Source organism: Shewanella sp. GutCb (assembly GCF_002836135.1).
In the GTDB taxonomy this organism is placed as follows: Bacteria; Pseudomonadota; Gammaproteobacteria; order Enterobacterales; family Shewanellaceae; genus Shewanella.
Genome location: NZ_PJBL01000017.1, coordinates 201474 through 223633, shown reverse-complemented (window position 1 = coordinate 223633; position 22160 = coordinate 201474). Strand labels below are relative to the sequence as shown.

Sequence of the window (22160 nt, the reverse complement as noted above, 5' to 3'; positions counted from 1 at the left end):
CTGGCATTAATGCCGAAGGTACCATAGTCATTGACTTGAGGGACAAAGCCCCAGCTCCAACTGGCTCCGTTATCGACATCACTGGCGGTTAACGTGCCGCCCGTGGTGAGGCTGCCTGGCTCTGGATCATTACCGCCATCCATGACGCCCGCTTCTAGAACTTCGCCAGTCGCATCGGCAATGGTGGAAGTGATCAACGGAATATCGTTGGTGCCGGCCACTGTCACTGTGACCTGTTGGCTAGCCGACAATCCGTATTCATCTGTTACTGTTATATTAAAAGATTCGGTAACGATATCGCCAAAGGCTAAGCTATCAGCTAGTTCATTACTCAGTGTAAAAGACCAGACCCCGGTGTCTTCATCGAGAGTGAATAGTCCGTATGGGGTCTGAGCAGGGCTATCCAAACTCCATGTAAGCACGGCGCCATCATCAACATCCATCGCCGTTAACGTTCCGCTTGTTTGGGCTTGACCGGTTGTCTCAATATTGCCACCGACTAAAACTCCCGCTTCAATCACGTTACCCATGGCATCTTCCAATGAGGAGGTCACTTCTGGTGCGTCATTTTCTCCGGTAATAGTAATGATTAAGGTGAGAGAAACCTGATCACCGTCGGCATCTACCAGAAGGTAGTCAAACGATTCAAATACTTGATCACCCAACGCGAGAGCCTGTATATCGGTGGATTGCTCATTGAGGGTGTAGGTATAGCTGCCATCAGCAGCAATGGTTAATGATCCATAGTTTCCTGCAATTAAGTTTTCAGTGGCTAAATCTATTGAACCTGTCGCGGTGGATACTTGTGTCACCTCCGCTAGGTCAGCTCCTAAGGTGTCGTTAGCTAAAACATTACCTAAAACGCCTTCAAGATTGTCTTCATTGATGGCATTTACATCGTCAAGACCCGATGGAGCATCATCAACAATACTGGCAGTGACGATTGCTGTTGTTATATCCCCTTGATTATCTGTTAATTGTACTAAGAATAGTTCTGATAAAATATCTGATTCACTATGGTCTAATGCACTATTAAGTGTGTAGCTGTAGGTGAGGATTGAATTAATTGGATCATAGCTAGAAATGACAAGTGAGCCGTGTTCACTGGGGATAGTGACGGGGCCAATAAAATTACCATCGACAAATACTTGGACACCGTTAATGGTTAATGCGTTTATTCCAGCTTGCACCGTGACAGAAACGCTTTCAGCTTGTGAAAGTGATGCGATTTGAGGCTCTGAGCCGTCAGAAAGATTTTTCTCAAATAACCGAACCGAACTTGTTGTAATCGTAGGCAGAGAAAACTGCTCTAAGAAGTTTGGTAATTCAGCTATACGAGTAGTTTGTACCTGTTCGAAACCGTCAGTGTTATGTCCTGCACCTGCAATAGTTTCGTCACCCGCACGGTTTACTGATACGAACCCTCCACCTTCATTTGCTGTCGGGCTTGCTTCGCCTGCAGCAGTATCGGGTAGGTTTAGAGTCGGATCTTCACCGCTTAAAATCTGTGCTTGTAACGCTGCAATTTCAGGGTCAATTGTTTCAGTTATTGTGTCAGTCGCTTCAAACCCTGAAGTCGTCACCTCGTTGTTGTCATTGAAGTCTATATGGGTGGCTGTTGTACCATCGCTGTACTGGAGTTTGAATGTTGCATCGACGGCGACATTAAACATAGTATTTTGGCGTAAGGTATCACCCACTTTTAATGAGACCATCTCACCTTGATCGTTTTGGCTGCTAATGACGCCAGAAAGCTCAACAATGGTGGCATCCTGCTTTGAAATATATGTACCCATCATGATTTACTCTACTATCTCATCCGTGAGCTAAATGGAGGATAGTCAGTACTTAGTCATTTTAAATTATTGTACTGACAGTACAAATTTCGTACGTCATTGAAGCGTTGTCAAATAAGCTAAAGTCAAGGTGGGTAAGCGATATGTTTACTGGGTTTGATACCCATTTTTAAAAATTAACTTTATCAACTAGCTAGCTTTGAATAGGGTTTTAGAGGAATTGTTTAAAAGTCAAAAAGCCACTTAAAAGTGGCTTTTATATTCAAAATAAATATAAGCGTTAGCTACATTTTTGCAGCGTTACGTCGAGTTTGTAGTGCTCTGTTAAGTTCGCCTTGATGCTCTTGAGCATCGGCGAGAGCATACAAGTTAGTTATATCATCTTGCAGGTAGCATGCTTTTTGCCACCATATTTTAGCATTGTGGTAGTCGTGATTTTGATGATAGAGCTTAGCTAAACAGATTTGGTAATCAACATTGTCTTCAAAGTGAGATTCAAGCGCGAGTAGCTGTTTTTTAGCTTCAACATCTGCCGGTAAAAGCACTTGTGAAAACGCTTCGAAGATAGGCTTTGAAGGCGCTGCTTTGAGTTGCTTTTGCAGCAACTTTATCGCTTGCTCTTTTTGACCGAAACGGTTTAATCCAATGGCGTATTCTGCAATATAGTCTGCTTGTTTTCTTTCGCCCCGAGATAACCAATGCCAGCATTTTTCCAATTCTTGCTCATTGGTTTTCGATGCGCTTTGCAGTAAGGCAATATTGGTCTCGAGCGAGAGCGTATTAAAGGCTTCTTCAGTAAGGATCTGCTTTTTACTGATAATAGGTAAGATTAACTTAAGTGCCTGCCAGTCTTGTTGTGCTTGGTATAGATCTACAGCAAGTTTTAAAACAGGGACTTTACTCTTACTGGTCGGGTTTAATTTTTCTAGCTCCTTTCGGGCTAAATCGAGCTCACCTTGTTGTAATAAATAACGGGTACGAGTAGTACTTACAGCTTTGACCGCTAACGGTTCCAGTTCCGCTTTTGCTAAATATTCATCACGAGAACTAATGTTATTTTGATGCTGAGCAGCACGGGCTGCAGCAAGTAGATTTAGCGCGGGTATCTCACCTTTTTCCGCGCCTTTAACCATGGCTTTTTCTGCGGCTGGCCAATCTTCTTCTGCTAAGGCTAGGGCGCCCATAAGGGTATGCTTTCTTGCCGCCTTTTTGCGCCATTTTTCAGGTAAAAGGCGACTACCAATAATAAGGTTAAGCACCCACACAACTACAAATTCAACCACTTGTAGCAGACTGTAAAATACAATGAGTGCGATAAAAGCAAATACAATACTGGTTTCAGCTTGGTAGTCTCCAAGGGCAATATAAAGGTATCCTTTATTGCCAGCGAGGAAAGGGCTTACACATAATCCAAGTAAAATAATGCCAAGATAGACGAGAGCACGAACCATTATTGTGTCTCCTCAGTCATCAAATCACCGTATGTCACCAATTGATTTAGTAAGTTAGATGAGTCAAAGCGCTCAATTGACGCAGTTTGAATTTTTAAGGTTTTCAGTGCGTCGAGTGTGGCTAACGCATCAATGACATGTTGATCTTCTAGGTCAAAATATTGGTAAACCCACTTTCTAGCTAATTTAACCGAGTTGCGGTAATTGACTTGATCTTGTCTGTAAAGCGCGAGTTGAGCTTGTAGTAACTTGTTACGTGTATTTTCAACTAGATACCACTGTTGATCAGGCTCTAACAGTGGTGCGGCATCTGTGGTTCGCTTTCTAATAATGACAAAGTCATCGATGAGTGCTTGCCAAGATCTGGCGAGATTTGATTGCCAGTCATCCAGTGAGCCACTTACTTCGGTGTCTTTTAGTTCTTCTGCTGAAAAATGAGTCTCAGCGCGATTTAGCGGTAAGGTTTCTAGCCCTTCAATAAGCGTATCTAGGGTTAATACAGTGCCTGCTATATCGGTATTTTTTATTGATGCGGTTGCTGCTATATCATTTGCTAATGCCTTTCTTAATGGCATTAAAGAGGGATCGCGCATTGACTTAATGCGTTCATCCGCAGCCTTCAGTAAGCTCGTTGCTGTACTTGGATCTTGCTCAAGCCATAACTTCTGCCCCGCGAGTCTGACGAGGTATTTAGCTTCTTCTGCTCGCCAGTGATTGGGGTTACGTTGAGCAATAATCGATACGCGTTCTTGCAACTGCTCTTGCTCGCTTTGAGCGGCTGAAAGGGCTAAATCTACATTAGATTTGAACTGGACTTGTTGCTGTTCTAAAAAAGCGATCCGTTGATTTGGCTGAACAAGTTCTGCTTGTATTTTTTGCTCTAAAGCCAGCGACTGTGCTTTTTGGGCTTCGAGCTGTTGATAAAGATAATACCCGCCTGCCGCCGCTGCAAAAGAGACCATCAGCAAAATAAAAAGGGTAATAATAATCCCCCAAGGAGCTGATTGATTAGATTCAATCGGCGTGTCGTTGACAGCATGCTGTGCGGTACTGGTTTGTGGCTCTGACTTCGCGTCGATAACAGGCTGCGCCGCAATGGTTGTTTCAGGGCTTGGCTCGCTAGAGCTGACGTCAGTGTGCTTGTTTTCCATTAAACAGTCCTTGAAAGCGATGATGCTGCAGTAAAACGAGTACATTACTAATGTTAGTGTGACAGGCTATAAAGATAGCGCAGTCAGCATGGCATTAGTATTAGCGGCTTTAGCATTGGTTACGGTACTTAGACCGTATGCGATAGCTTTGTCATATACTCGGGAGCTTGGGACTATAATATGACAAGTTTGCAGCCATGCAAATAGTTCATTTGGAACAGTTTTGACGAGGTTATCGAGTATATCGCCACTGGTGATGATGATAGTGTCTATACCGAAGGTTTGCCATTGTTGGCAAATATTGGAAATATCTAACTCAGGACAGCCTCTTTGATAGACTTCCCAGTAACTCAAATTGGCTTTTCGTTGGCAAAGTTCAAGCGCTAAATCTTCTCGACCACCCACGCCACGCACAATGACAATATTTTTATCATCCACATGTTTTAGTGTTGCTAAACTGAGTAACCCTTCCGTTTGTTGGCAATCAGCAGGGGCTTTTTCGGCGTTAATACCAAGTGCTTTTAAGGCTAAATAGGTGGCTTCGCCAACGGCAAAGTATTGTGCCGATGATGGCCATTTATCAGTAATTGCAGTTGATGCGAATTTGACAGCATTGGTACTAATGAAGATGAAGATATCAGCTTGCTGTAACGCGCTATCAATCTGTTGATCGTCAAGGTTTGAAGTGGGTTTTACGTGTAATAAAGGCGTCGTAAGGTAAGAGACGTTTCTTAACGATAACGCCTCTTCCATTAACTGATTACGCCCTTGAGGGCGTGTCAGTAGTACTTTCATAAATACGATTTACGCTTTTGCATATACAGCATCAAGAATTGTTTTAGCGCCTTTGGCTAGCAACTCTTCAGCAAGTGCTATACCCAGCTTTTCCGCGTCGTCTTTATGGCCAGATGAAGCCGCTTCAATAATTTGGCTACCATCTGGGTTACCGACTAGACCACGAAGATTTAATATGTCGCCGTCAAGCTCTGCATAAGCACCAATGGGGACTTGGCAGCCACCTTCAAGGCGAGTATTCATTGCGCGCTCAGCAGTGACGCGAAGACGAGTTTCTAAATGCTCAAGTGGGGCTAGTAGCGCTTTTACGCGTGTATCAGCGGTACGACATTCAATACCGACGGCGCCTTGGCCATTAGCGGGTAATGAGTCTTCAGCAGAGATAAAGCTGGTAATTCTGCTTTCAAGTTTTAAACGCTTAAGGCCTGCTGCTGCAAGGATAATCGCATCATAGTTACCCGCATCTAGCTTAGCTAAGCGCGTACCAACGTTACCACGTAGATCTTTGATTTGAAGATCTGGACGTGCTGCACGAATTTGGCATTGACGACGCAAGCTAGAAGTACCAACAACCGCACCTTGAGGCAGTTCATTAATGCTCTTAAAGTCATTTGAAACAAATGCGTCACGGGGATCTTCACGCTCACAAATGACTTCAAGACCTAAGCCTTCAGGAAAGTCGACAGGAACGTCTTTCATTGAATGAACGGCGATATCGGCTCTGTCTTCTAGTATGGCCACTTCAAGTTCTTTCACGAACAAGCCTTTACCACCCACTTTAGCAAGAGGCGTATCTAAGATGATGTCACCTTTAGTGCTCATAGGCAGCAATTCAACGGTGAGGCCTTGATGGATTCTTTCCAGTTCAGCTTTCACAAATTCAGCTTGCCACATGGCAAGAGGGCTCTTACGTGTTGCGATACGGATTACATTTTGAGACATGCAGAATATTCCATCTTAGATCTTAGTTGCACCAATGCTAACATTGCCCGAAAGCAGATGTAACGTTATGCTGCTAATTCTTTGAAGTACACCCCGTTATATCCCGTTAGAAAGTGTGATCTTGATCACGCTCGCTTGCCGTTGAACATTTTGACGTATACATTAGGCATAGCAATTTATATTAAGGAGTGGACTCAGTTTGGCAGAAAAGCTCGATATGCTCGAATGTGCAGCTGAAAGATTGGATTGTATTCGATATGCGCGAGCGAGCGCGTTATTGTCGCCACTTAAACGGTATTTGCTACGCCTAATCCCCGTTTTATTACACCATCATTCAGATAAACTCCCCGGTTATAATGGACCGCTTACGCCCAATGGGATTTTTGATTTCCATTTAAATGCGGAAGATTTTGAAGCTTGTGACACCCTCGATATTACCGTGCCGCCCAATGCCATTAAGCCTAACGCGCTTATAGAGGGTGTTTATAGTATGGGGAGCACGGCTAGCTTTGGGCAAAATTCTCAAAGTGATATTGATGTTTGGCTGATCCACAATAAGTCGATGAGTCAGAGCCAATGTGAGTTATTAGCGCAGAAAGCGAGTTTGTTAACCCAGTGGTTCGCGCAATTTGATTTCGAAGTGAATATCTATTTAGTGCATCCTCAACAATTCGTTATGGGCCAAGATGATCAAAAAGATCTGTACAACAGTATGGGCCATGAGCATAGCGGTAGTGCGCAACATTGGTTGTTGCTTGAAGAGTTTTACCGTAGTCATTTTAAATTAGCCGGAAAGGTGATTGCGTGGTGGCCACAAGCCAAAAAAAGAGCCCATTTACTATCGCTTGGTGATGCTCGGGCATTACCCGCTAGCGAATATTTTGGGGCATCATTGTGGCAGCTATATAAGGGAGTAGAAAAACCGCATAAGGCGTTGCTAAAGGTTCTGCTTTTAGAAGCTTACGCAAGTGAATACCCTCATACTCGTTTAGTGAGTGACCACATTTGGAAGCGCACTCTAGAGGGCGACTTTTCTGCAGGAAACGATGCTTATTATCTATTGTACGAGTCTATTGAAACTTATTTACTAAAGTTGGGTGATGCGAGAAGACTTGAGATCACTCGTCGTTGCTTTTATCTTAAATGCGGTGTGAGGCTCAGTTTCTCTGAACAAGCAAAAGATTGGCGTTATTACAAAATACATCAACTGGTTGAAAACTGGGGCTGGGCAGCAAGCTTAGTTGAAACACTCGATAATTGTGAGTATTGGCATTGTGGTCAGTTGCAGTGGTTTAATGAGCAACTTAATGAGCTAATGCTGGGGAGTTATCAAACGCTGTTGCACTTTGCTTCTGCGCATCGCTTGAGTGAGAGCCTGAGGATTTCAGAATTAGGTCTGTTGACCCGTAAGTTACATACCTACTTTAGTGAAGATGAGCATCAAATTATGACGCTTAATCAACTCTGGAGCCGCTCAATTACAGAAGATCATCTTTCGATTATCTATAGTGAACAGGACAAAAATTACTATTTATATCGATGTGCACCCAATCCCAAACAATTTCTGCAACACAGTGCGGTTTACCATTCCAAGAGCAAAGCTAAGTTGTTGGTGTGGGCGTCACTCAATTGCATTTCAGTGCAAAGCACTCGCTGGTATGAAGTTAAAAAGAGCAAGCGCAGAGCTGAGTTTTTAACTCGAGCGGCCAGGCGTCTTGATGGCTTGATCGATCTTGCTTCAATGAAAGTATCAAAAATGGCGCTTTGTCAGCCTTGGCATTTTAAGAAATTGGTATTTCTGCTCAACTTTAATAGTGATCCAACAGAGCAGTGGCTTGGCCAAGAGATAATGGCTGATTATTTGAATAGTAATATTTTTTCAATGGGCAAGCATAAAACCAATATGCTGGGGTCTATTGATGTTATTAGTTTAAATAGTTGGGGAGAGTGGCATTGTAATCATTTTGAAGGCGAGAAAGCGATTTTAGAAGCGCTGGCTTCAGTGACTCCCGGAATGAGAAGGGCGACGCACGAGGTGTGCATTGAGGTTATTAGCTGCTCAAGTAAGCTTCGCTCGCAAACTGAACGCAGCGTTAAAAACCTGCTAGACAGGGCGGTTCGTTTAACGGATCAAGCTCAAGATTCATCTACCTTGGTTTATCCACTCAAAGTGGGTCCCATCCGCTATGGTATCTTCTTTAATAATCGCGGTATGCATTTCGAAAACCTAAGCGATGCAAAGTCCTTTTACCAGCAGCTTTCAAAAAGAAAATTGGTTGAAATACCGCGACCTGAACTCGGCAATGAACCTTTTTCAAAGCTCCCCTCGGTTATTCAGGACTATGCCGCAAAAGGGGCGGTTCAGTACTTTTTACGCCAACGTGTAGAAGGACTCGATGTGTTTATTCTAGATGAGAATAATGCGTTAAATCATTATGTTCAAGAGGGAGCTGATGTCGAAGGCTTGGTGAGCCAGGTGAGTCATCATCACGCATTTAATGACTCAACATTAGAGAAAGAACAGTTTAATATGCCACAGTTTTTTAAATTGGAACGCGTCAAAGGCCAGCTTATTGCGTTGCCTTTTGGTGTTTCAAAGGAGGCTTACGAGGTGGAGTTTTAAGTTTGGATGGAGGTTTTATAAAAAGAGGAGTTTCCTCCTCCTTAATAAACACTAGATATCTAGCTTTAGCCCACTTTGCTTGAAAATAGATTCGATAACAAACGGCATGAATTCAGTGTCGTTACGCTGATCTAACCATTTACCTTCAATGTAGGCAAAGTGATAACCACCAAACTGCGTTGCTAACCAAATCTCATGCATTGGCTCTTGCTTATTGATCACTATCTTAGAGTTGCCGTTAAATTCTAATTGTAAGACATTACCAGAACCATCGACATCGACGTCAGCATCTTGCTCGTCAATAAGAACCTCTAACGCATTATCAATTGCTTGAAACATTTCATCGGCAAGTTGATGAAATTCGAAATCTGTTATAGCCATGCTAATTATTCCTCAGATTTTTAAGATTGCAGTTAATGTAGCTAATACTACCAATCCAATCTGCGATTACCAATCACATTAATTTTAGGGTTATTGGGTTTTGATGTATTAATACGTAATATATAAAATTTAAGTAACTGTTTAATATCGGTTTAACCCAGTCGTTCACCTGAATTGTAACACCTGTTTGATACAGTAAAATATCGATAAATAAGCGACTAGTGCCTATTAACCCATCACATGGCTATCTTTTAGGTGTTTATCTTAGTAAAACAGCCCCTAAATAACTGTAGAAACAGCGGATATAAATGCGTTATAGGCTTGACTGATAATGGCCTTGTCTGCAAACATCAAGAATAACTATTTTTGCCACACAGCAGGACATTGATATGGGTTGCTCCTGTCTTAGGTCATTGCGCTAAAGGGTCAACCGATGTTGAAAAAAATGAGGCTGTTTTTGTTGGTCGGGCTTGGTAGCCTAGTACTTTTAGGTTGTGGGCAAAAAAGTGCGTTATTTAGAGCGCCGCCGCAAGATGTTAATCAAGCAGAGCAGGATCAAAAGTCGCCAGACGTAGAGCCTAAGCCAAGCGAAGAAAGTAACAAGGACTAAAGACGTGGATCATTTTATATATCAAGCAGAAGAGCTTTACGCCGAACAATGTCAGGTGGCCGAGTTAGCTAAGCAACATGGCACACCTCTTTATATCTATTCGCGAGCAACGCTGGAGCGACATTGGCATGCTTTTGATAATGCGGTTGCTAATCATCCACATCTTATCTGTTATGCGGTTAAAGCGAATTCAAATATTGCAGTATTGAATGTGCTTGCACGTTTGGGCAGCGGTTTTGATATTGTCTCAGGCGGCGAACTTGCTCGAGTGATTGAGGCCGGTGGCGATCCGGCTAAAGTGGTGTTCTCAGGCGTAGGTAAAACGGTCGCTGAGATGGAGATGGCGTTAGAGATTGGTATCTACTGCTTTAACGTAGAGTCTGCCGCTGAACTGGAACAATTAAGTATCGTTGCACATCGAATGGGCAAGATAGCGCCGGTGTCTTTGCGGATCAATCCAGACGTTGATGCGGGCACGCACCCTTACATCTCAACCGGGCTTAAAGAGAATAAGTTTGGTATTGCGATGGAAGAGGCTGAAACTATTTTCTTACGTGCCAAAGTGTTGCCAGCGTTAGACATTAAAGGTGTTGATTGCCATATCGGTTCTCAGTTAACTGAGATTAAGCCGTTTCTAGATGCAATGGATCGCATGTTGGCTTTAATCGATCGTTTAGCGGATCTAGGGGTCGAGATTAAGCATTTCGATGTCGGTGGCGGTCTTGGTGTCACTTACGATGATGAGTTACCACCACAACCCGACGTCTATGCCGCAGCATTACTCGAGCGTTTAGGTGAGCGAGATCTTAAGCTAATTTTCGAACCCGGTAGAGCGATTGCAGCTAACGCCGGTATTTTTGTCACTCAGGTGCTATACCTCAAAGAGAACAGCGAAAAGCGCTTTGCCTTAGTTGATGGTGCCATGAACGATTTAATTAGACCGGCGTTATACAGCGCGTGGCAAAAAATTATTCCGACTATTGACCGTGGCGGCCAGACGCAAAGCTACGATGTGGTGGGACCTGTGTGTGAAACCGGCGACTTTTTAGGTAAAGATCGTCAGCTTAATGTGCAAGCGGGTGACTATTTAGCCATTCGTTCTTCAGGCGCATATGGTTTTACCATGGCGTCGAACTACAATTCACGGCCGCGAGCGGCAGAATTGATGGTTGATGGTGAGAATGCGTACGTGATCCGAGAAAGAGAAAAGCTTGCCCAATTGTGGCAAGGTGAACAATTACTACCGTAAACTCGATCAATAGAATGTAGCGTGATGGACACCGTCCGCTACGGTTACCTTTAAGGAAGTCCATCTTGATTCAATTCACTAAGATGCACGGTTTAGGCAATGACTTTATGGTTGTTGATGGAGTCACACAAAATGTGTTCTTCTCACCGGATCAGATCCGACGTCTAGCAGACCGAAATTTTGGCATCGGCTTCGATCAATTATTATTGGTTGAACCCCCGTACGATCCGGATCTTGATTTTCATTATCGAATTTTTAATGCCGATGGCAGTGAAGTGGAGCAATGCGGTAATGGCGCCCGTTGTTTTGCTCGATTCGTGAGCAATAAAGGCTTAACGCAAAAGCATAAAATCCGTGTGAGTACCTCGTCAGGCAAGATTACCTTGAGACTGGAGCGAGACGGTAAAGTCACGGTTAACATGGGCGTGCCCGTGCTCGAACCGGCTAAAATACCTTTCAACGCAAAAAAGGTGGAAAAGACCTACTTGCTAATGGCGTCCTCAGCGACTTACCTTTGTGGTGCTGTATCGATGGGCAACCCACACTGTGTGATTGACGTTGCTGATGTGGCAAATACTGATGTCGATACTATTGGCGCAGAGTTGACCCAACATGAGCGTTTTCCTAAAGGGGTTAATGTTGGCTTTATGGAAGTGGTTAACGCTGGCTATATCAAACTGCGCGTTTATGAGCGCGGCGCAGCTGAAACATTAGCCTGTGGCACTGGGGCATGTGCTGCGGTGGTGGTGGGTATTTTACAGGGTAAGCTAGACAGAAATGTACGCGTTGATCTGCCTGGTGGCACATTAATGATCAACTGGGATGGCGAAGGTAAGCCGTTATGGATGACTGGGCCTGCAGAGCACGTTTATGATGGACAAATTCCTCAATGACAGATAACACCATGAAGCAACCGCCGTTTGACGAGATCTTGATCCGAGAATACCTGCTGGATAACCCTGATTTTTTTAGCCGTTACCCTGAGTTATTGATTGCGATGCGTATTCCCCATGCTGAACGAGGAGCCGTTTCATTGGTTGAACGTCAGCAAGAATCATTACGTCAGCGAGTCGCGCAGCTTGAAGAGGAGATCACCGCTCTACTGTCAATGGCGTCACGTAACGAGCAGATCTACATGTTTAACAGTGCATTGTCGATGCAGATGCTAAAATGCGAAGATATGGGCGAGTTGCGTCAGGTATTATCAAGCGGCTTAAAAGAGCAGTTTCAATTTAGCCATGTTCGATTAATCACCGTGCATGACATCGACAGTGCGTTGTCTCATATTTGGAGAAAGCGTTTAGATTCAGGTTATTATTTTGGTCGATTAACCATTGAAGAGTCGAAACGTTTGTTTGGTTCCGAGGTCGGCTCAGTCGCTTTATCTCGTTTGTCTAACGAGTGTGGTCAAGTGATATTTGCTATTGCAAGTTCAGATCCTATGCACTTTCATCCCGATATGGATCATCTATTACTTTCTCAACTCAAGCAGTTATTGGACCATCAGTTGTCTAAAATTTAACAGAGAGGCTTTATGGCTGACAATGTATCTTCGGGCACGTCACCTTGGCTTATCGATTTTGAGCGTTATCTGAAAACCGAACGACAAGTGTCAGCCTACACAGTGAGAAATTACTTGTTTGAGCTGAAACGAGTTGAAACATTGTTTTCAGTTAATGATAGCTGGCTAGACTTACAACATGAGTCACTGCAAGCCATACTTGCTAAACTACGCCGTCAAGGATTAAGCCCTCGCTCTTTGTCTCTGACGCTGTCATCGATTAAGCAATTTTTCGATTTCCTGCTAAGAGAGCAACAGATTTCGGTTAACCCCGCACTTAACCTTAGGTCCCCGAAGCAAGGCAAACCTTTACCTAAAAATATGGATATTGATTCCGTTACCCATCTACTCGAAATCGATGCTAATGACCCATTAAGCTATCGAGACAAGGCGATAATGGAGCTGTTTTACTCCTCTGGTTTACGACTTGCAGAGCTTGCAGCACTAGATGTTGTTGATATTAAGTTTTCACAAGCGCAAGTCAAAGTGTTGGGCAAGGGCAGTAAAGAGCGCATCGTACCAATTGGTAAGTTAGCATTGGTTGCGATCACACAATGGCTTGATATTCGGCGTGCTATTGCCTGTGAGGACGACGCTCTGTTTGTGACGGCAAAGGGCCGCCGCTTAGCTCACCGTAGTATTCAAGCAAGGCTGGCTAAGTGGGGCCGAGAGCAGACGCTGGGCATTAAAGTACATCCACACAAGTTACGTCACTCGTTTGCGACCCACATGCTTGAATCCAGTGCTGACTTACGTGCAGTACAGGAGCTGCTTGGACATGCCAATCTGTCGACTACCCAAATCTATACTAGCCTTGATTTTCAACATTTAGCGAAGGTGTATGATGGCGCGCATCCACGAGCGAAAAAGGGCGGTAACAAATAATGAATATCTCTATTCGACCGCAAGCCTTTAGCGTGATTAGCTTTGATCTGGATGATTGTCTCTATGACAATCGACCCATCATTGCCCAAGCTGAAGCAGCCATGCAACAGTTTTTATTGCAGCATTATCCTCGCTCGACCCAATGGCAGTTCAGTGATTGGCGTCAGCTTAAAATGAGCTTATTGGCTGAGCAGCCAGCGCTAAAACACGACACCAGTTTAGCGCGATTGATCTTGCTACAGCATGGGTTAATCGCTCTGGGTTATTCGGCTGCAGAAGCTAAAAAAGGTGCCAAAGCTGGGTTAGAGCACTTTAGATTTTATCGCAGTAATTTTAGTGTGTCGAAAGAGGTTATCGTATTACTGACTTTGCTGAAACAGCACTATCGTTTAATCGCCATCAGTAACGGTAACGTCGATTATCAACGTATAGGATTGGGTGACATATTTGAATTTGCGCTGAGTCCGGGTAATGGATTAAAGCAGAAGCCGGCAAAAGACATGTTTGTTCACGCGGCTCAGAAGCTGGGAACCCCACTGTCCAGTATTCTTCATGTTGGCGATAGCGCCAAAAGTGATGTTGATGGAGCAAGAAAGGCTGGCTGCCAAGCAGTATGGCTAAATCCTGGTTTTGGCGCTAAAGAATACGCTAAGGCGCATCAACAGCTAGCGCATATTACTCTCTCTGATATTCAGTTACTAAAGTGCTTAATTAATTAGATCATATCGATAAGCCAGCTTAACGAGTAAGCTGGCTTAAAATATGTCTATGCCGTTAGTGCAATTGCCTGCGGAAACAAAATAGTATTTTCGATGTGAATATGTTGTTTTAAATCCGCTTCAAATTCTGCAAGAGTCGCATAACAAACTCGCCATGTGGTACAGGCATGTGCTGGCGGTTGAAAACCATTTGTAAGCTCGCTTATCTTGTCAAATACCTGCAGTGCATCATCATGCTCATGCAGCATGGCATTAATCGGGTTGCTGATATGGCCGAAACACGTTTGCGTTTGTGCTTGGCTGTACAGGCCTTGAATTGCCGGAAACAAGATCTGCTCCTCTTTCATTAAATGAGGCATCAAATCATCGACTAATGCATTGATCCAACCTGCTAGTGGCTTAATTTCACTGTGTTTCTCACCATGAGCACGGACCATTTTTTGACTGTATTCAACGAGCAGCGGAGCCTTTTCTCTAACATAGCTATGGTGAGTAGCTTCAATGTAAGTGAGTAAATCTGGCAGTGGCAACTGTGCTAGTCCTTGCTCTGTATCCACATTTGAATCTAAGCTTTGCAGCGCACTTAATACGGCCTCAGCATCTGCATCAAAACGACCTATTGCGCGTTCAAGTGAGATCCCGCCGCCACAGCAGAAGTCGATGCCAAATTGACTGAAAATATGAGCGGTACGAAAATCGTTAGCAACTAACTCTCCAACACGGGTAGCTAGCAGAACTTCTTTTGATTGAGACATGATGGCACTCCAACAACTGCAAATAATATAACATGCATATTATTTGCAGTTTATGTGCTTCACAATGATTACTTGAGTAAAATGCTCGGGTAATCACACTTTTACTCTGGAAATCTTACTTTAGAGGTATGTTGATAACTTGATTGCTAACGGTTTGGTGGCTGAGCATGCCGCCAATTCGTATTGCGTTCAGCATCAACTCTATCTTCATCTTCACAATAATTTTTTCAAATACCTAAAGACCAATACTTATTAAACTTATATCTTAAAATCAACAGCTTAACAAGTTTTTGGTCTGTTAAAAATCATCACCACTACGATTACCGCTGTTGGTAGGCTTATTGTTAGCTGTAAGTTGCAAAATGCTTATTTATTACAGTTCAGTAAAGACTTGTTGCTAACGTTGGTGTGCTTGGGGATATACATCGTGCATCTTGCAAATGTACAGTTTGGTTGTTTAGCTTTTAATCCATAACTAGGTGCTAATATATTATTTTAAATCAATCAGTTAATCTAATACTAAGTTACATCATCTCTGTCACAAATTTAACAAAAATGATCGATTATTAATCTTTAGCTCAGGTTCGATTCAGGTTCAAAGTAAAGAATACACACACCCGATATAGGGTCTTTATAATAAAAGAGATAATGATGATGAACCTCAAACAGCTCAAAGCACCTCTCGCGGTGTTTATGGCATTTGGTATCGCAGCATGCGGATCAGATGGCAAAGATGGGTCCGATGGGTCCGATGGAGTAACTCCACCGGTTTTTGCAACTACTGCTGAAACACTTAACCTTGAGTACCTGACTTACGGTATTGACGAACAAGGCGTTCGCGCTGCTACCTTTCGGTTAACCAATGAGAAGGACCAACTCGTTAAAGGTCTTGGTTCTGTGCGGTTCCTACATAGCCAACTGGCTACGCTTGAGAAAGGTGGCACTCAACGCCAAGGCTTTGGTTATGTTACTTGTAGTGCTAATAATGAAGCAGGCGCTTGCTTAACGGATAATGAAGATGGGACATACACAGTCTTTAACCCTACATCTATATTAGACCTCGATACCTCAGCAAAGGGCTACGAGTTTGATAGTGAAGTACCACAGCGCTTTATGGTTCGTGTTCAAAGCTATGGTGGTTTACCGGTCATTGGCAGTGTTCAAGACATAATGCCAGAGATAGACTTTATGCTTAGCGGCGAAGCTGTCACGACTACCCGCAAGATTGTATCTACTGACTCATGCCTAGCTTGTCATACCGATATTTCGTATGCCCGATATGACTCTTACGACCGTTCACCACATTATGCTAACGACCTTAACGCTTGTGCATCTTGCCACGCGACAGGTGAAAAAGATGGTAAAGGTACTATTAACGAACGTGCGCACCGTTGGCACTTCGATAGTTACCTTACTAACGTTGAATCAACCAAAAATTGCCTCAGCTGCCACGAAAGCGAAAATACAGCCGAACTCCCTAACGCTTCAGATTGGTTAGCGGGTAATGACGCCAAAGCTTGTGCGACTTGTCACTCAGGGGATTACGCACCATCTCACGGTATCGATATGCCAATGACTTGTGGTGGTGTTTGTCACGATGTTGCTGAAATCCATGTTGCACCGGTTGAAGCGCTAGCGACAGCACGTGATATGTTTAGTATTGAAGTTATTAGCGTTGAAGCTACACCGGTCACCAGCACTCGTGGCGGCCACGATTACAATACCGCTGAAATTGCCTTGGTATTAGAGATCCGTGACTCGGCCGGTACTCCCGTGACTGAAATGCCTGACTTTAAAGCTTTACGTGCAACGTTAGCTTGGGACGCATCAACCAACTATAAAATGCTCACTATGGAAACATTAGTGGGCGGTAAGCTTGGTCGTATGGCTGATCATAGCGTTAATGCTAAGTTGAATGAAATGGAAGTTGTTCCGGTTGGCGCTGGTCAGTATGCCTTTGTTATTTCCGGTGCGCTAAACCCAGACCCAACCAAAAATGATACGGGTTTAATCATTCCAACGGGTACTGAGATAGCTAAAGGTGCTGTATCGATTGAATCAACCATTATGATTAACAAAGCAGGTGAGCTGCAGCCATCTGGTACCGATGGTGCTATCCAAAATCGCTTGCGCTCTGTTACATCATTCTTTGACATGCAAGGCTTAGCTGATACCCAGCGTCGCCAGGTTGTAAGTAACGAGCTTTGTGCTGCGTGTCATGGTGACATGGCTTACGGTATGCACTCTCGTCGCAACGATCTTGAACAGCAATGCTCAACTTGTCATAACCCAAATATAGCTATTTGGGATAAAACCTTTAATGCAGCAAAAACTGCACCAGACGATACTGTACTAAACCATCTTGGTTGGTCGGTGTATGTCCACGCGCTTCATGCTGGTGACAGAGAAGAGCAAAATCTAGCAGACGGCGCTATACGTGATTGGAAATATCCTGCAAATATTAAGGATTGCGCAGCGTGTCACGTTAGCGGTTCTGTGAAGCTTGATGATATCCAAAAATCGGGCATGTTTGTTACTCGTGATGCTTATTCTGAAGATGCTGAGTTCACGCTAACGTCTCCAGCGGCGGCAACATGCTGGTCATGTCATAGCGGCGGCGGCGAGCCACTCAAATCACATATGATTAGTAATGGCGCGCTCTTTAATGCACCACTTGACGGTGCTGATATAGAGGGTGATATCGTAGTGCAACAGAACAATCTTGAATCTTGTTCTGTCTGTCACTCAGAAGCTAAGCTCGCTGAGTCTCACAAGCTCTAAATTAGTTACTGTACCTTATAACGTCTCGCCCTGCATTTGAGATTGGCCGCTATCAACCAATAGCGGCTTTTTCACTCGAAAACAAATATAAACAAATGCTAACGCCGCTCGGTGAGCGGCGTGGCTATTTGGAGGGCAAGGCAATTCAGCCAAGAGGGCGGATAGTCGTTCTAACTCAAACTTGGCTAATTCAATAGTTCGTATTGACGTAAGCCATATCTATCGGCGTATTCCTAACGCAAGAGCTGCGTGAATTGAGGGCTAAGGAGTCATCTGCCCTGTTTGTAATTTCAACTTAAATGCTGTTTATTGCGTGATGGAAAAGGCTTTATTCAGCTTCATCATAAAGTTGATACAGCCACTACTGGTGAAAACTATTAAGTGGATCTGGTTACCAACCTTATTGACGTTTGCCCCAACTACCACACCATGCTGCACACTGAAAGCCCGCGATGTATTTCACTAAGCTTAGAAAGATAATTATTAGCAGCGCAAAATTGCGATATAGTGACGTCCAATATGCGTAAAGCCATTTAGTCGTAGGTTTTAAATTGTTGCCACAAAACATCGAAAAAAGTATTAGCCACAGTTGGTTTGGCCAGCTGTATTTAGGCAAATCTAATGCGGTTAAGTTAACTGCTGATGGTATTGAATTTAGCTGTGCTAAAGGCCAGTTTTTAGCGCTGTACCGCAAACCCCAAACTGCAGTTGATAAGGTGCATATATCCTGGCAGCAGCTAATATCTCCACCTGTTTTCTCTCTGAGCTTTTTTGGAACTTTGCTAAGTTTTCAAGTTGATGGTAAGCCACAACAGCTTGCTTTTCTCAGTTATTTAGCCAAATCAAAATTCAAACAACAAGTTGAAGTACTGTGGGCGCAAGCTCATGAACAGCAGTTATGCCGTTTAATCACGCGGATTGAAGCTACCCTCGCTAATCATTATCTACGTGCATCGCTACTAGAGAAGATGCAGTTAAGAATAGCGCGAGAATATAAACGCTGGTTCCCTTGGTGCGAGTCCCTGTGCGATCCCTTATATAAGTCGTTTGAATTATCAACACCGACTAAGCTCGCACTAAATAAGCTACAGCAGTTTTATCGCTGGGATAAAGTGACCATAAAGCAGCTGCGTGAAGGCTATATTCAATCTCAACTGCTTAAGCATGCTGATTTTTTTGACCATATTGAATCTAATCCTTTAACGGATAAGCAGCGACTGGCTTGTGTTATTGATGATGATAACAATTTGCTGCTCGCTGGGGCGGGAACCGGAAAAACCAGTGTCATGGTCGGGCGTGCAGGGTACTTAGTTGAGAGTGGCAAAGCCCAAGCGAGTGAGATCTTATTGCTAGCTTATGGCCGAAAAGCGGCTGATGAGATGGATCAACGGATCAAAGATAAGCTTGGGACTGATGATATTAACGCGAGCACTTTTCACCGTCTGGGGTTAAAGATCATCGCCGCAGTGGAGAGAACTGCGCCCAGTTTGTCGCCATGGGCGGATGATGAAAAAGCCAAAGATAACTGGGTACAACAAACACTCGCTGCACTGCTTGAAGATCAGGACTATCGTCAGCAGCTTTTCGAGTATTTCAGTCAGTTCTATTATGTTGAGAAAAGTCCTTTCGATTTTGACTCCGAAGGCGAATATTTTGAATACCTCAATGACAACGATATTCGTACGCTTAAAGCTGAGAGGGTAAAGAGCTTTGGTGAACTTTATATTGCTAATTGGCTCTTCAGTAATGGTATCGAATATCAGTACGAAGCTAAGTATGAGCATGATGTCAGCAGTATCGATTTTCGCCAATATCAACCGGATTTTTACCTGCCAGAGTATGGCGTTTATATTGAGTATTATGGCGTTGATGAAGCAGACAATACCGCACCTTACATTGATAACAAGGCATACCTTGAATCCATGGCATGGAAGCGCGACCTTCATAGCAACAATGAGACTGCTTGCATTGAGCTATTCTATTACCAACATAAAAAAGGGTTGTTAATTGGCGAGCTAGAACAGGCTTTAACGGCGTTTCAAGTCAAATGTTCGCCGTTACCTGATGCCGCTATCCTTGCGACTTTGCATGAACTAGGACGGGTTACAGAGTTGGCAAAACTCTTTAGCCAACTTATTGGATTGTATAAAGCGGCTTGTGTTGATGATCGCGGACTCGAGAGGGTATTCGACAACGCAGCGGACCCCAAGCAGACACGTAAGGCGTTCGAGTTGCTGGTGCCGATATTAAATCGTTACCAACAACATTTATCTGACTGTGGCGATATTGATTTTGAGGACATGATTGGCAAGGCGATCTCTTATGTTCAAAGTGGTCAATTCATTAGTCCATGGCGCTATATTTTGGTTGATGAGTTTCAAGATATTTCAGAACCAAGAGCTCGCCTAGTGCGCGCGTTACGAGACTCTAGCTCAGCTCACTCCAACAGTAAGGCGTCACTATTTTGTGTCGGTGATGACTGGCAGGCCATTTATCGTTTCACCGGGGCGGATGTGAGCTTAACGACTAAGTTCACTGAATATTTTGGCACAACGGCTGAGACTTATCTCGATCTCACCTTTAGATTTAACAGCAGCATTGGCGAGGTCGCGACCCAATTTGTGACTCAGAATCCGACACAACTAAAGAAGGATATTCGATCGGTTGTTCAAGTCAATCAACCTGCCGTTTCACTTATACAGCGTGGAGATAATGACAAGCCGACGACGGACAATCCCAGCCCCAATGCACTGGAACAAGCATTAACTGCGCTGAGTGCAAGAGCTAACTTGGATGACGATGATCCCAAGCGCAAGCCGACTGTGTATTTACTTGGCCGTTTTTGGTTTCAGTTACCTGACAGAAATGAGCTGAAGCTGCTAAATTCCAAATACCCAAGTTTAACCATTGAATGTCAGTCGTTTCATGCATCTAAAGGTAAAGAGGCCGATTATGTGGTGATTACTGGCATGAAAACCGGTAAGCATGGTTTCCCCTCAAAGAAAGTCACTCCTGCATTACTGGATGCCTTTTTGCCAAAGTCGGAAGCATTTGAATATGCTGAGGAGCGTCGACTGTTTTATGTGGCGTTAACCCGGGCAAAGCACCGGGTATATGTATTGGCTGACATGACGGATGTTAGTCCGTTTGTGGTTGAGCTGCTTCAAGACGGATACCCAATAGTGCAAGCAGAGTTCAGCACCTCTTTAGTACAAAAGTTGTTTGAACAGATCAAATGCGTTCGTTGTACAACGGGGACCCTAAAGCCAAGAACTGGTCAGTTTAAATCCTTCTATTCATGCTCTCACTTTCCCTTGTGCGATCACAAAGAGGAGGGCTGTGATCGTTGTGGTAGCGCGATGACACGTAAACGTTTTACTGGCTTCAAGGTTTGCATTAATGACGACTGCAGCCATACCATACCGCTTTGCAATGTTTGTGGTGGCGATATGGTATTGAGAGAAGGCACTCGAGGGGAGTTTTGGGGTTGCAAGAATTATCGCGGCAAGAAATCACCCAGCTGTCGCAATGCTGTGAATAAATCTAAGGTAGCCCTACCGAGTTAGTTTTGATATTGGCTGGAGCACTTATTCTACCCCTGTGTTGTTGATCTTTGATAAGAGCAGGCCCATACCATAACAGCGTGAGTTTTTTGGGACACAACTAACATCTCTACTTAGAGTTGACCATCAAACCGACGATGGTCATCCTTTTAATATAAGAAGTTCACAAACCAACGAGTCACGAGTTTATCGTCAACTGGAAGCGACAGTGACTCGATGCCAATTTCAACTCTTTGATGGGGGATCCTGTCACGGCGGGCATCCATTAGATCCTCTGAGTAGCTCTTACTAAACTCAGGATGTCCCTGAACACCAAGAAAGTGGTCGTTTATCTGGATCATATAGAAGGGGCAGAAATCACTGGCGGCAATAATCTCAGTATCTTCAGGCAGTTTACTCACTTGATCTTGATGACTTACCACCAAAGATATCGCCTCTGCAGCTCCATCCATCCAAGGTTTTCTCTGAGTGATCATTGATGTAGTCACACCTACGCCCCAGCCTTTTGGAGATTTGATGACCTCACCTCCCAACGCTTTGACCATCATCTGATGACCAAAACAGATCCCAATGAGCTTTTTCTTACAGGCATAGAGTTTGGCGATGAAATGCCTAAACTGGATCACCCAAGCTTCATCATCATTGACCCCATAACGACTTCCTGTCGTAATATAGGCGTCGCATTCATCCAATGAATCGGGGTAGCTGCCATCAATCACTCGGTAAACAGAAAATGCTAATTCAGTGTCTAAATTCTCAAACAGGCGAGTAAACATCATCGGATAATTACCATGTTTAGCTTGCAGTGCTTCGGTGACATCATCGCATTGCAAAATCCCTATTCTCATCGCAATCCTCCTCTGTGAAAAACGTTTTATTACCTGATAAATCTGTTTAA

Annotated in this window: 17 protein-coding genes; 9 read left to right on the top strand and 8 right to left on the bottom strand. The window is 43.9% G+C overall.

What is annotated here, in order from left to right; genetic code table 11:
- The 5 genes from CXF86_RS10490 to hemC form a co-directional block, all read right to left on the bottom strand.
- Positions 1–1799, bottom strand: a 1799-nt coding sequence (locus CXF86_RS10490; protein ID WP_145992382.1) for a retention module-containing protein, incomplete at its 3' end; no start/stop codon positions are given.
- 281 nt (positions 1800–2080) lie between these two features.
- Positions 2081–3247 (bottom strand): heme biosynthesis HemY N-terminal domain-containing protein, encoded by a 1167-nt coding sequence (locus tag CXF86_RS10485; protein ID WP_101089761.1) that lies wholly within the window; start codon positions 3245–3247, stop codon positions 2081–2083.
- On the bottom strand, positions 3247–4398 hold the full coding sequence (locus CXF86_RS10480) for a uroporphyrinogen-III C-methyltransferase (protein ID WP_101089762.1): 1152 nt from the start codon (positions 4396–4398) through the stop codon (positions 3247–3249). Before CXF86_RS10480 ends, CXF86_RS10485 begins: the two co-directional genes overlap by 1 nt.
- A gap of 66 nt (positions 4399–4464) precedes the next feature.
- Positions 4465–5193 (bottom strand): uroporphyrinogen-III synthase, encoded by a 729-nt coding sequence (locus CXF86_RS10475; RefSeq protein WP_102038919.1) that lies wholly within the window; start codon positions 5191–5193, stop codon positions 4465–4467.
- Positions 5194–5202: 9 nt separating this feature from the next.
- On the bottom strand, positions 5203–6135 hold the full coding sequence (gene hemC / locus CXF86_RS10470) for a hydroxymethylbilane synthase (RefSeq protein WP_101089764.1): 933 nt from the start codon (positions 6133–6135) through the stop codon (positions 5203–5205).
- Positions 6136–6352: 217 nt separating this feature from the next.
- Between hemC and CXF86_RS10465 the strand changes: the two genes are divergently transcribed.
- The gene (locus CXF86_RS10465; RefSeq protein ID WP_180961050.1) at positions 6353–8758 is read left to right on the top strand and encodes a class I adenylate cyclase; all 2406 of its coding nucleotides are present in this window, start codon (positions 6353–6355) and stop codon (positions 8756–8758) included.
- A gap of 51 nt (positions 8759–8809) precedes the next feature.
- Here CXF86_RS10465 and cyaY read toward each other — a convergent pair whose 3' ends face one another.
- The gene (gene cyaY / locus CXF86_RS10460) at positions 8810–9139 is read right to left on the bottom strand and encodes an iron donor protein CyaY (RefSeq protein WP_101089766.1); all 330 of its coding nucleotides are present in this window, start codon (positions 9137–9139) and stop codon (positions 8810–8812) included.
- 433 nt (positions 9140–9572) lie between these two features.
- On the opposite strand from cyaY, the gene CXF86_RS22715 reads away from it, so the two are divergent.
- From CXF86_RS22715 to CXF86_RS10435, 6 genes are all read left to right on the top strand, one after another.
- Positions 9573–9749, top strand: a complete 177-nt coding sequence (locus CXF86_RS22715; protein ID WP_157822888.1) for a hypothetical protein — start codon at positions 9573–9575, stop codon at positions 9747–9749.
- A gap of 4 nt (positions 9750–9753) precedes the next feature.
- Positions 9754–10998, top strand: coding sequence for a diaminopimelate decarboxylase (lysA, locus tag CXF86_RS10455; RefSeq protein WP_102038917.1), 1245 nt, complete (start codon positions 9754–9756; stop codon positions 10996–10998).
- Positions 10999–11063: 65 nt separating this feature from the next.
- On the top strand, positions 11064–11891 hold the full coding sequence (dapF, locus tag CXF86_RS10450; protein WP_101089768.1) for a diaminopimelate epimerase: 828 nt from the start codon (positions 11064–11066) through the stop codon (positions 11889–11891).
- A complete protein-coding gene (locus tag CXF86_RS10445) occupies positions 11888–12520 on the top strand; it encodes a DUF484 family protein (protein ID WP_101089769.1) in 633 nt (210 codons plus the stop codon). Before dapF ends, CXF86_RS10445 begins: the two co-directional genes overlap by 4 nt.
- Before the next feature lie 12 nt (positions 12521–12532).
- Complete coding sequence (gene xerC / locus CXF86_RS10440; RefSeq protein ID WP_102038916.1) at positions 12533–13444, top strand: tyrosine recombinase XerC; 912 nt, start codon at positions 12533–12535, stop codon at positions 13442–13444.
- Positions 13444–14163, top strand: coding sequence for an HAD-IA family hydrolase (locus CXF86_RS10435; RefSeq protein WP_101089771.1), 720 nt, complete (start codon positions 13444–13446; stop codon positions 14161–14163). The genes xerC and CXF86_RS10435 overlap by 1 nt, the downstream gene beginning before the upstream one ends.
- Positions 14164–14210: 47 nt before the next feature.
- On the opposite strand, the gene ric is transcribed toward CXF86_RS10435, so the two are convergent.
- Positions 14211–14918, bottom strand: coding sequence for an iron-sulfur cluster repair di-iron protein (gene ric / locus CXF86_RS10430; protein ID WP_102038915.1), 708 nt, complete (start codon positions 14916–14918; stop codon positions 14211–14213).
- 651 nt (positions 14919–15569) lie between these two features.
- Between ric and CXF86_RS10425 the strand changes: the two genes are divergently transcribed.
- Positions 15570–17699 carry a multiheme c-type cytochrome gene (locus CXF86_RS10425; RefSeq protein ID WP_102038914.1) on the top strand — a complete coding sequence of 710 codons (2130 nt, stop codon included), beginning with the start codon at positions 15570–15572 and terminating at the stop codon, positions 17697–17699.
- Positions 17700–18250: 551 nt separating this feature from the next.
- Positions 18251–21265 (top strand): UvrD-helicase domain-containing protein, encoded by a 3015-nt coding sequence (locus tag CXF86_RS10420; RefSeq protein ID WP_102038913.1) that lies wholly within the window; start codon positions 18251–18253, stop codon positions 21263–21265.
- A gap of 146 nt (positions 21266–21411) precedes the next feature.
- Here CXF86_RS10420 and CXF86_RS10415 read toward each other — a convergent pair whose 3' ends face one another.
- Positions 21412–22110: a glutamine amidotransferase-related protein gene (locus tag CXF86_RS10415; RefSeq protein ID WP_101089775.1), complete on the bottom strand. Its 699-nt coding sequence runs from the start codon at positions 22108–22110 to the stop codon at positions 21412–21414.
- Positions 22111–22160: the final 50 nt, after the last annotated feature.